General features: G+C 72.8%; 7 protein-coding genes and 1 pseudogene. 3 read left to right on the forward strand and 5 right to left on the reverse strand.

Annotated elements, in window-relative coordinates; translation table 11 throughout:
* The first annotated feature begins 271 nt into the window (after positions 1-271).
* Both DY245_RS14535 and DY245_RS14540 read left to right on the forward strand, forming a co-directional pair.
* Positions 272-1843, forward strand: a complete 1572-nt coding sequence (locus tag DY245_RS14535) for an MFS transporter (protein WP_128507368.1) — start codon at positions 272-274, stop codon at positions 1841-1843.
* An 11-nt stretch (positions 1844-1854) separates the two neighbouring features.
* Positions 1855-2481 (forward strand): TetR/AcrR family transcriptional regulator, encoded by a 627-nt coding sequence (locus DY245_RS14540; protein WP_128507369.1) that lies wholly within the window; start codon positions 1855-1857, stop codon positions 2479-2481.
* Positions 2482-2622: 141 nt separating this feature from the next.
* Here DY245_RS14540 and DY245_RS14545 read toward each other — a convergent pair whose 3' ends face one another.
* From DY245_RS14545 to DY245_RS14560, 5 genes and pseudogenes are all read right to left on the reverse strand, one after another.
* Positions 2623-3000 carry a MerR family transcriptional regulator gene (locus tag DY245_RS14545; RefSeq protein ID WP_128507370.1) on the reverse strand — a complete coding sequence of 126 codons (378 nt, stop codon included), beginning with the start codon at positions 2998-3000 and terminating at the stop codon, positions 2623-2625.
* A 29-nt stretch (positions 3001-3029) separates the two neighbouring features.
* Positions 3030-3470: an amidase family protein gene (locus tag DY245_RS47845; RefSeq protein WP_342354191.1), complete on the reverse strand. Its 441-nt coding sequence runs from the start codon at positions 3468-3470 to the stop codon at positions 3030-3032.
* 77 nt (positions 3471-3547) lie between these two features.
* A pseudogene (locus DY245_RS47850) lies at positions 3548-4474 on the reverse strand (amidase family protein); the annotation flags it as partial.
* A 29-nt stretch (positions 4475-4503) separates the two neighbouring features.
* Entirely contained in the window at positions 4504-5508 is a 1005-nt protein-coding gene (locus DY245_RS14555; protein WP_128507372.1) for an MDR family NADP-dependent oxidoreductase, read from the reverse strand.
* Between the two features lie 159 nt (positions 5509-5667).
* A complete protein-coding gene (locus DY245_RS14560) occupies positions 5668-7713 on the reverse strand; it encodes a thioredoxin domain-containing protein (RefSeq protein WP_128507374.1) in 2046 nt (681 codons plus the stop codon).
* A gap of 146 nt (positions 7714-7859) precedes the next feature.
* Between DY245_RS14560 and DY245_RS14565 the strand changes: the two genes are divergently transcribed.
* A complete protein-coding gene (locus tag DY245_RS14565) occupies positions 7860-11132 on the forward strand; it encodes a tetratricopeptide repeat protein (RefSeq protein WP_128507376.1) in 3273 nt (1090 codons plus the stop codon).
* Positions 11133-11257 lie beyond the last annotated feature (125 nt).

Consider the following 11257-nt stretch of genomic DNA (forward strand, 5'->3'; position numbering starts at 1 on the left):
TGGCCGCGGCCTTCAAGCCGCGGCCACGGTGGCGTGTGGGGGCTTTCGCGCGTCGCCGCATGCCCCTCACCCGTCAAGACATCACCCCTCAAGGCATCACCGAAAGTAACTGTCCCCACGCCACAGAGTGACACACGCCACCGACAGTCAGGATCGCGTCAATAATTGACAGTCACTTTCTTTTGCGAGTTACTGTCACTTCAGGCCGGGTTTCGTTCCCGGCTTCTCGCGTCCGACACGACCTCGGACGGCCGACTCTCAGAGGTGTGCCATGACTTCGCAGACCGACCGGCGCTGGTGGGCGCTCGGCGCGCTGGTTGCCGCCATGCTCGTGCTGGGCTTCGACTCGACGATCCTCAACGTCGCGCTGCCGACGATGGCCGCCCAACTGGGCGCCGACACGGGACAACAGCAGTGGATCGCCGACGCCTACATCGTGGTGTTCGCCGCCCTGATGCTCCCGGCCGGGCTCCTAGGCGACCGGTTCGGCCGCCGCCGGATGCTGATCACCGGACTCCTGATCTTCCTCGTCGGCTCGCTGCTCGGCACCCTTGTCGACAGCCCCGGACTCATCGTCGCGGCCCGCGCGGTGATGGGCGTCGGCGCGGCGCTGATCATGCCGCTGGCGATGTCCGTGCTGCCCTCGCTCTTCGGGCCCGACGAGCGGCCCAAGGCCGTCGGTGCGATCTCCGCCGCCTCGGCGCTCGGCCTCCCGCTCGGCCCGCTCGTCGGCGGCTGGCTGCTGGACCACTTCTGGTGGGGCTCGATCTTCTTCGTGAACGTCCCGCTGGTACTGATCGGCGTCGCCGCCTGCGTCTTCCTGCTGCCCGAGACCCGCGACCCCAGCTCTCCGAAGGTGGATGCGCTCTCCGCCGTGCTCACCGCCGCCGGGCTCGGGGCCCTGGTGTTCGGCATCATCGAGGGCCCGGGGCGCGGCTGGGGCGACCCGCTCGTGGTGACCGCGCTCGCCGCGTCCGTCGCCCTGCTCACCGGCCTGGTGCTGCGCGGCCGCGGCCTGGACCGGCCGATGCTCGACCTACGGCTGCTGCGCGGCCCCGGCTTCCTCTGGAACACCGTCGCCGCCGCGCTCGGCACGCTGGTGCTGTCCGGCCTGATGTTCCTTCTCCCGCCGTACCTGGAGGCCGTATTGGGCCATGATGCGTTCGGCACCGGGCTGCGGATGCTGCCGATGATGGCCGGGCTGATGGTCGCGGCCAAGGGCAGCGGCGCGCTCGCCGAACGCATCGGCCCACGCCCCGTCATCACCGGCGGCCTGATCGTCCTGGCCTGCGCCGCGTTCCTCGGCTCCACCACGGACGTGCACGACGGCTACGGCACCACTGCTCTGTGGCTGTCCATCGCCGGCGTCGGCTTCGGTTTCACCATGGTTCCCGCCATGGACGCCGCCTTGGGGGCATTGCCCTCCGAGCGGGCGGGCAGTGGGTCGGGGCTGCTGATGACCGTGCGGCAGTTCGGCGGTTCGCTGGGCGTGGCGCTGCTCGGGAGTCTGCTCGCCGGGGCGTACGGCGAGCGGGTCGACACCGCCGGACTGCCCGCGCGGGCCGCCGATGCGGCCGGGGACTCGGTGGTGGCCGCCCATCTGGTGGCCGAGCGCACCGGGATACCGCAACTGGCCGCATCGGCGGACCGCGCCTATCTGCACGGGATGAGCCTGGTCCTGCTGCTGTGCGGGATCGCGGCGCTGGTCGCGGCGGCGCTGACGGCCGCCTTCCTGCCCGACCCGCGTGCGCGGCGGCGCGGCCGGCGTACGGAGCCCGGTACGCCTACGGAGCCCGGTAGGCGTGCGGACGAGGCCGTGGCCCCTGGGACATCTGATGCCTGACAATGAGGCCCATGGTCTCCGCACGTACCTCCGCCACTACGCCGCCCGGGACGCCGAAGATCGGGCTGCGTGAGCGGAAGAAGATCCAGACCCGGCAGGCGATCCGGCGGGCCGCCTACCGGCTCTTCGAGGAGCAGGGTTACGACGCGACCCCCATCGATCAGATCGCCGAGGCCGCGGATGTCTCGCCGAGCACGGTCTTCCGCTACTTCCCCACCAAGGAAGACATCGTGCTCACGGACGAGTACGACACCGTGCTGGAGGCCGGGATCCGGGCCCGTCCCGCGGGCGAGCCGATGGTCGAGTCGATGCGGCAGGTCACCATCGAGGCGCTGCGCAAGATCACCGCGGAGGACCGTGCCGAACTCGTCCAGCGCGTCCGGCTGATCCGCGAGGTGCCCGCCATCCGGGGCCGTACGGCGGAGAACACCGCCCGGGACGCCGCGATGATCAGCGCCGTACTGGCCGAACGCTCCGGCCGCCCGGCCGACGACCTGGAGCTGCGGGTCATCAGTACGGCGATTCTGGCCGCGCTCCAGGAAGCGATGCTGAGCTGGGTCGAGGAGGGCCGGACCACCGACCTGGAGGCGCTGATCCATCAGACGATGGACGTGTTGGCGCGGGGGCTCACGCTCTGAGAGCGGGGGCGAGGGGTGCGGGCCCGGCGCGGTGTCCGATGCGCCCGCGTCTCACGGCTCGCCCCCCGTTCCCTGCTCTTCCGGCTCCTCCGGCTCTCACGGCTCGCCCGCCGTTCCCTGCTCTTCCGGCTCCTCCGGCTCTCACGGCTCGCCCAGCCGGGCCGCCAGTCGCGTCCGTAGTTGCGTCAGCCTCTCTATATGCGCGTCCAGTTCGGCGAGCCGGTGCCGGACCACGGTCTCGGCGGCCGAACAGCGCCCCGAGTGCGGGCCCTTGGGAATCAGTTCCGGCACCCCGCTGGGCGGCATGGTGCGCAGCAGATGCGCAAAGGCCCGTACATCGCCCACCGTCAGGCCCGCCTCGCGCAGTTCGCGTACGGCGCGCAGCCGGCGGATGTCCTCCGCGTCGTACTCACGATGGCCCGACGGTGTCCTGCGGGCCTCCACCAGCCCCTGCTGCTCGTAATAGCGCAGCGTCCGCGGTGTCAGTCCGACGGCCGCCGCCGCGTCCCCGATACGCATCCGCCGCTCCCCCTGCCCCGCTGTCCCCTTCAGTGCACTCTCGCTTCCTCGGCCGCCCCGTTCAGTACGCCCTCGATTCCGGCCGCCCCGTACAGCAGGGCTTCGTCCCCGCCGTATCTGCCGATGAGTTGGAGGCCGAGCGGCAGCCCGTTGGCGGCGTGGCCGGCGGGCAGGCTGACGGCCGGGAGGCCGGCGTTGCTCCAGGGCAGGCACATGATGGAGGTGCCGGTGGTGGTGAGATCGGCGGGCGCGGGGCCGGTGGCCGACGGGGCGATCCACAGGTCGATACCGGCGGCGGCCCCGTCCGCCGCGAGCCGTTCGCGGAACGCCCCCCGTCGTATCCGGGCCGCTTCATAGGCGGCGTCCCCGATCGTGTGCCCCTGCCGGATCGCCGCCGTGGTCTGCTCCCGGTAGCGGTCGCCGTAGCTCGCATGGGGGTACCTCCCGCGCCCTTTAGGCGTGGGGGACATTCGGCGTGGGCGCGCGCGACCTCATAGCGGTTCATGGTGAACAGCTGCTCGACGATCTGCTCGAAGTCGTCCATCACCGGCACCTCGTGCACCGTGTACCCGGCGGCCCGTAGGACTTCCCGCTGTTCCTCGAAGGCGCGGAGGGCCTCGTCGCCGGCGCGCTCCAGATAGGGGCCGGCCGGCACGCCCAGTACCGGGCGCCGCGCCCGCCCCGGCCCCGGCTGCTGCCACCCGTCGACCAGCACCGACGCCGCAAGGGCAACGCCTGCCACATCCGTGGCGTAGCACCCCAGGGTGTCGAAGCTGGCGGCGTTGGGGATCACCCCGTCGACCGGGATCCGTCCGTAGCTGGGCTTGAAGCCGACCACTCCGCAGTAGGCGGCGGGCCGGATCATCGAGCCGACGGTCTGCGTCCCGATGGCCAGCGGCACCATCCCCGCGGCGACCGCGGCCGCCGACCCTCCCCCATTGCCTAAAGGGCATGGGAGGTGCCCCCATCTCGAACCGCCCGGTGTATGCGCCGGGTTGTGGGGATTGCGGGTCGGGCCCGGGGCGGTGACCGCGAACTCCGCGGTCACGGTCTTGCCCGCGATCAGCGCACCGGCGGCGCACAGCCGGTCGACGACGGTGGCCTGCCGGCCGCCGAGCACCTGGGGCGGCAGCGCCGAACCCGCCCGGGTCGGCAGTCCGTCGGCCCGCACGATGCCCTTGATGCCTACGGGAACGCCGTAGAGGGCGGGCCGGCCGGCGGCGTCCCGCGGAGCGGCCGCCGCTCTTCGCTTCGCCGCCTCCAGGAGCCGCGTACGCCGCCCGTCTTCGGGCACGAACGCCCGCACCTGCGGATCGATCGCGTCGATACGGTCGCACGATCGGTTCACCGCGTCGACGGGGTCGTCCGTGCCGTCCCGTAACGCCGCGGCTTCCTGGACAAGGGGTCGATGCCCGAGCAAGGTCGTCACGCTTCGCAGGCTACAACCGGCCACTGACAGCGGCCGGTTGCTCACCGTTCACCACGGCTTCCCTGCCCCTGACCTCACAACTCCACGATCACGGCGCCCAGATGACGTCCTTCGGTCAGCTCGCGCAGCGCCCGCGGTGCCTGCTCGATGCCCCGCAGCCGGGCGTGCGGAAAGGTGAGGGTGCCGTCGCGCAGACCCTTGCCGAACTGCGCGTTCCACTCCGGGATCAGGTCCAGGTGGTCGTAGAGGGCGACGCCGCGCAGGGTGATGCTGCGGGCGAGCAGCGAGAAGGTGTCGATCTCGGTGGTGGCCGGGCCGTCCTGGGAGAGCTGGCTGGAGAGCGCCCCTACGATGGCGAGCCGGGCGCCCCTGTTGGCGACCGCGATGGCGGCCTGCAGCTGCTCGCCGCCCACGTTGTCGAAGAGCGCGTCGATGCCCTCCGGGGCGGCCCGGCGCAGCTGCTCCTCGATGGGGCCCGCGCCGCGGATCACCACCGCGTCATAGCCGAATTCCTTGATCAGCCGGTCCGCCTTCTGCTGCGATCCCGTACTGCCGATGACCCGGGTGGCGCCGCGCAGCCGGGCGATCTGGCCCGCCAGGGAGCCCACGCCGCCCGCCGCACCGGTGACGAAGACCGTGTCGCCGGGGCGCACTTCGGCGCCGCGCACCACGCCCATCCAGGCGGTGGGGCCCTGGGAGAGGTGGCCGGCCGGGTCGGGCAGCAGGTCGGGGTCGAGCCGGTGCGCCTGGCCGGCGTCCAGCAGGGCGTACTCGCGCCAGCCGAGTTGGTGTTCCACCAGGTCGCCCGGCTTGAGGTCGGTCCCCGGGGCGGCGACCACCTCGCCGATCGCGGACCCGTGCAGCGGCTCACCGAGCTGGTAGGAGGGCATCGGCACAACGCTGGTCTCGTCCATCAGGGTGCGCATCACGGCGGCGACACCCATCAGGGTGTTGCGTACCAGGACCTGGCCGGGCCCGGGTTCTGGGACCGGCACCTCCACGATCTCGAAGAGGTCTTCGGTGACCGGCCCCTGGGGGCGGGCGGCCAGGCGGACTTCGCGGTGCGTGCGGTTCGTCATGCCCCGAGGCTAAAACTTGACGCGCACGTCAAGGTCAATCCGGTCGCTGGTCCTAGGACTTGAGGCGGGGCCCGGTAGGAGGCCGCTGTGCCGACGCCCCCGAAGGACCCCGTAGGAGGCCGCTGTACCGGCTCCCCCGAAGGGCCCCGCCCTCCCGCCTCACACCCGCAGTCGCTCCGTCAGCTCCTCCGGGTCCGTGGTCGGCCGCTCGCAGGTGAAGTGGCGGCAGACGTACGCGGCCGGTTCGCCGTCGACGAGAGGACGGTCCTTGAGGAGCGGCACCTCGTCGGCGTCATCGGACCCGGGGGAGCCCAGCGCGACGACCGTTCCCGGGGCGGTGCCCAGCAGCGCGGCGCGGTGCAGCGCGACGGTGGCCGGGTCGCCGTGCGGGCCGACGACCGCGACCTCGCGCGGCCCGTCCAGCGCGGCCTCGGCGACCGCGAGCCCCCAGCCGATGAAGCGCGGGGCCCGGCCGCCGAGTGCGGTGACGATGCCCAGGGCGCGCTCCGCGGCGTCCCGGTGGAGCTCACTGGCGGTCAGCGCCGCGTACGACAGCAGCGCGCCGGCCGCCGCGGTCCAGCCGGAGGGCGTCGCGTTGTCGGTCGGGTCCTGGGGGCGGCGGATCAGCGCCTCGGCGTCGGCCGCGGTGTCGTAGAGCGCGCCGTCCTCGGTGGTGAACTGGAGCAGCACGGTGTCCAGGAAGAAGCCCGCGAACTCCACCCAGACGCCCTCCCCGGTGACCGAGGCCAGGGTGAGGAAGCCCTCGGCGACGTTGGCGTAGTCCTCCAGGACACCCGAGTTGGCGCCGGGTGCGCCGTCGCGGGAGGTGCGGTGCAGCCGGGCCTGCCAGTCCATGTGGACGCGGACCAGCAGGTCGGCGGCGTCGGTGGCGGCCTGGATCAGGTCCGGGCGGCCGAAGTAGGCGCCGGTCTCGGCGAGCGCGGCGATGGCCAGCCCGTTCCAGGAGGCGACGACCTTGTCGTCCCGCCCCGGTCGCGGCCGCTCGGCGCGCGCCGCCAGCAGCCGCTCCTTGACGGAGACCACCCGCTCGGCGTCCACCAGGCCCTCGATGTCGGGGAGTTGGAGGACCGAGGCGCCCTCTTCGAACGTGCCCTCCTCGGTGACACCGAAATAAGCGGCGGCGAACTCGGCGTCCTTCTCCCCCAGTACGGCGCGCAGCTGCTCCGGCGTCCATACGTAGTACGCGCCCTCGGTGTGCCGGCCCGTGCCGTCGTCGCTGTCCGCATCCAGTGCGGAGGCGAAGCCGCCCTGTTCGGTGCGCAGTTCGCGGACCATGAAGTCGGCGGTCTCGACGGCGATCCGACGGGCCAGGTCCGAGCCGGTGGACCGCCACAGGTGGGCGAAGGTCCGGCACAGCAGGGCGTTGTCGTAGAGCATCTTCTCGAAGTGCGGCACGGTCCAGTTCGCGTCCACCGCATAGCGCGCGAAACCGCCGCCGAGCTGGTCGTAGATGCCGCCGCGGGCCATCGCCGCGCAGGTCGCCTGCGCCATTTCCAGGGCCGCCGCGGAGCCGGTGCGCGCGTGGTGGCGGAGCAGGAATTCCAGCGTCATGGACGGCGGGAACTTGGGCGCGCCGCCGAATCCGCCGTGCACCGCGTCGAATTCGCGGGTCAGGCCCATCAGGGCGGTGTGCAGCTCCTCGGGGCGCGGCGGCCGCCGGTCCGCGGGCAGCGACTCGGTCAGCGACCGTCCCGCCAGGTCGGCGACGATCCGGCCGGCGACCTCGCCGACCTCGTCGCGGCGGTCCGTCCAGGCGCTGCGTACCCCTTCCAGGACCTGCCCGAAGGACGGCATGCCATGACGGGGCTCGGGCGGGAAGTAGGTGCCGAAGTAGAAGGGCTCGGCGTCGGGGGTGAGGAAGACGGTCATCGGCCAGCCGCCCTGGCCGGTGGCGGCCTGCACGGCCTCCATGTAGACGGCGTCGACGTCCGGGCGCTCCTCGCGGTCCACCTTGACGGCCACGAAGTGATCGTTGAGCAGCTCGGCGGTGGCCTGGTCCTCGAAGCTTTCGTGGGCCATCACATGGCACCAGTGGCACGAGCTGTAGCCGACGCTGAGCAGCACCGGCACACCGCGCCGCCGGGCTTCCTCGAACGCATCGGTGGACCAGGGCCACCAGTCGACCGGGTTGTCGGCGTGCTGGAGCAGATACGGGGAAGTCTCATGAGCCAGGCGGTTCGGCATGGGTCCATCCTCTCCCAAAGGGGCTCGGTGAGTCGGGAGCGGAGGGAGTTATCCACAGGCCTGCCGGAATTCGTGCGGACGCGGAACACTGTGCGTACGGCGACGATCACCGCTGGAGACTGCTGGAACTGCTGGAGGGGGATGGCATGCCGGGCTTACTGGCTGTGCTGCGCGACGGCCACCGGGCGGAAGCGGAAGCGCTGTTGACCAGGGCTGTCGAGGAAGAGGTGCGGCGCTCGGGCGGGCGCCTCGACGGGGACTCGCTCGGCGGCAGAGCGCGGGCGGCGCTGGAGGATCTGGCGGCCAGCGCCGCCGAGGAGTACGCCGCGTATGTCCGGGCGCTGGACGAGGCGGCGGCCGGTCGGCCTTCGCTGGGCCGGCGGCTGTCGCGCAAGGAGCTGGGCACCCCGGCGGTGGCGACGGCCGTGGCGGCGGTGGCGGCCTTCGGCACGGACCTCGCGTACGGCACGGGCGCGGGCGCGGCCCTGGGTGCCGGGGCCGCCGTGGCGGTGGCGGGCGCGGCGGCCACGGTCGTGAAGCTGACCGCGGGCCACTGGCCGGCGGCGCACCGGGAGGCGGGGATGCGGGGCCAGCCGGGAGGCTCGGAGCAGCTGCGGCTGCAGTGGCTGACGGCGCTGGAGGTGCGGGGCATCCGGCCGTTCCTGGACCAGCAGCGGATGCTGACGGCGGCGGCCCGGGGCAGCGGTAACGCCGCCAAGCCCGCCGCTTCGAAGACCACCCGGGGGCCGCAGCTGCGCGGTGCGGACCGTAGCGCGGCGGCCCGGCAGCGGTCCCTTCTGGAGCACTCCTTCTCCCAACTGCCGCGCCCGGACGGCCCGTTCGCCGGGCGGCGGGCGGAGCTGACACAGATCGCGCAGTGGGTGCACGCGGCCCGGGCGAGCACGGAGACCAAGCCGACGGTGGTGGTGCTGCACGGCGAGCCGGGCTCGGGGCGTACGGCGCTGGCGGTGCGGGCCACCCATCAGCTGCGCGATCAGTTCCGTGGCGCATGTGTGGTGGATCTGCGCAGCGAGACCCCCGGTGAGGTGCCGTTGCCGACCCGGGACGCGCTGCTGCATCTGCTCAACCGCCTGGGGGCGCCGCGCGAGCAGCTGCTGTTCCGTGAGCGGCCGTCCCAGGAACAGCACGTCAAGCGGCTCACCGAGCTGTATCACCATCATCTGACGGGCCTGCCGGTGACGGTTCTGCTGGATGACGCCGCGGATCCCGAGCAGGTGCGCACGTTGGTGCCCGAGCGGTCCGACAGCCTGGTGCTGGTCACCTCCCATACACCGCTCGAACTGCCCGAGGACCTTCAGGCGTGGGTGCATCAGCTGCCGGTGGGGCCGCTGGACGCCGTGGGCACCGAAGAGCTGCTGCGCGCGGCCGCCGACGACGAGGCCTCGGGCGAGAGCGGGCCGTACGACTCGCAGGCGATCGACGAGATCTCCGAGCTGTGCGCGGGCCTGCCGCTGGCACTGCGGGTGGCGGGCTCCTCGCTCGGTTCGCGCACCGCCGCCACGCTGGCCACGGACCTGGCGGCCCACCGCCCGGTGCCGGCGGTGGAGCGTGCGCTGTCGCTGCGCTACGCCGACCAGACGGAGACGGCCCGGCGGCTGCTGCGCCGGCTGGCGCTGGTGGGCCGGGCGAGCCTGGGGGCAGCGGCCGCGGCGGCGCTGCTGGGTGTCGAGAACGCGGAGGCGGAGCGGCAGCTGGCGACGCTGGCCCGGGCGGGGCTGATCGAGCATGTGCGCGGCGAGCGCTACCGCCTGCACGCGCTGGTGCACACCTTCGCGCACGCCCGGCTGGAGGACGAGGAGGAGCCCGGCGAGCGCGGCGCGGCCCAGGAGCGGCTGATCCGCGGCTATGCGGAGCTGGCCGACTCGGTGATCCGGCTGGTCGACGGCAATACCTCCACCCGCGCCGACCGCTTCGGATCGCACGGCTTCACCTCCCTGGACGCGGCCCTGCAATGGCTGGACGACGAGACCAGCTTCATCACGGCCGCGCTGCGCCACGCCGACCAGGGCGTGGACCAGGCGGCGGTCTCGCATCTGCTGGGCGCGCTGGCGGACTACTGCCTGCTACGCGGTGACCTCTACCGTCTGGGCGAGCTGAGCGAGCTGACCCGGGCCGTCGGCCAGGGGCTGCTGGTCCGCTCGGTGCAGTGGCGGACCGGTGTGGCGGCCCGGCAGCTCGGTGAGCTGGACAAGGCCCGTACGACGCTGTCGTCGGTGGTCGATCTGTATTTCGAGGCGCAGCATCCGGCCGGCGCCGCCCGTGCGCTGCGCGATCTGGGCATCACGCTCCAGCAGCAGGGCAATCTCACCGAGGCCGCGGCCAAGCTCCGGGAGGCGCTGGAGCTGCAGTCCGGTCCGGACATGCACGGCGACCGGGCCTGGACGCTGCACGCCCTGGCGGCGGTGGAGCGGGACCGGGCACAGATCAGCGAGGCCATCGCCATGCTGCGGGAGGCGCTGGAGCTCCATGAGGAGAGCGAGAGCGTGCACGGCCAGGCGTGGGCGCACTTCCAGCTCGGCCAGGTGTATCTGCGGATGGGCGATGTGCCGCGGGCGGAGAGCGCCCTGCATGCGGCGATGGAGCTCTACGGCCGCACGCACGACGAGCGCGGCGAGGCCTGGGCGATGACACAGCTGGCCCGTGCCCGGCTGGTGGACGACGATCCGGGGCCCGCGGTGGACCAGCTGCGGCAGGCGCTGCCGCTGCACCATCAGCACGAGGACGCGCGGGGTGAGGCCTGGACGATGTACTACCTGGGCCAGGCGCTGGAGGAGCGCGGCGAACACGATGCGGCGCTGCGGCAGCTGGAGCGCTCGCGGACGATGTTCAGCCGGATGCAGGATGGCTACGGCCTGGCGTGCGCGCGGCACCACTCGGGGCGGGTCACCCGTGATCTGCGGGCCGAGCAGACCGGTTCGCTGCGCAACAGCGGCTTCGCCCGGCAGCTGTTGCAGGACGCCCGTAAGGACTTCCAGCGGATAGGAGTGCCGCACGGCGAGGCATGGTCCTGCCTGGAGCTGGTGATCATCGATGCCGGCAACGGCCGGGCGGCACAGGCGCTGGAGCTGGCCGACGAGGCGGCGCGGACGTTCGCCGGCTACGGCGACCGGCGCGGCGAGGACTGGGCGCGCTTTTTGCGCTGCACGCTGCTGCCGCTCGCCTCACCGGGCGGTTCCGTCGTGGGCACGGCCGTCGCCCAGGAGGAACTGTCGCAGCTGATCCGGGACAAGCACGCGGCCCGCGACTCCAAGCTGGAGGACTGCGCCGAGGCGTTCGCCCTGCTGCTGGACCGCGGGGTGGAGCCGGAAACGGGCTGGCAGGCATGGCGCCTCGGCATGGTGCCGAACCGCCATGCGCGCGAGGTGATGGGGGTGCTGGTCGCACCGATCGCGGAGTGACGACGGCCTCCGGCGGCGTGCGCATGGCACGCCGCCCGCTCCGCCCGCCGGTGGTGCACCGGCGGCCGGTGGCGGTCCGGTCGCGATCGGCCCGGCGGCTCGCTGACCGCTTGGATCAGCGAGCC

The organism is Streptomyces inhibens (assembly GCF_003389455.1).
Lineage (GTDB): Bacteria > Actinomycetota > Actinomycetes > Streptomycetales > Streptomycetaceae > Streptomyces > Streptomyces inhibens.

Coding starts and splice junctions, on each gene's coding strand:
- DY245_RS14545 (WP_128507370.1), bottom strand. CDS start 3,000: ATGCGTATCGGGGACGCGGCGGCGGCCGTCGGACTGACACCGCGGACG.
- DY245_RS14540 (WP_128507369.1), top strand. CDS start 1,855: ATGGTCTCCGCACGTACCTCCGCCACTACGCCGCCCGGGACGCCGAAG.
- DY245_RS14565 (WP_128507376.1), top strand. CDS start 7,860: ATGCCGGGCTTACTGGCTGTGCTGCGCGACGGCCACCGGGCGGAAGCG.
- DY245_RS14535 (WP_128507368.1), top strand. CDS start 272: ATGACTTCGCAGACCGACCGGCGCTGGTGGGCGCTCGGCGCGCTGGTT.
- DY245_RS14555 (WP_128507372.1), bottom strand. CDS start 5,508: ATGACGAACCGCACGCACCGCGAAGTCCGCCTGGCCGCCCGCCCCCAG.
- DY245_RS47845 (WP_342354191.1), bottom strand. CDS start 3,470: ATGTCCCCCACGCCTAAAGGGCGCGGGAGGTACCCCCATGCGAGCTAC.
- DY245_RS14560 (WP_128507374.1), bottom strand. CDS start 7,713: ATGCCGAACCGCCTGGCTCATGAGACTTCCCCGTATCTGCTCCAGCAC.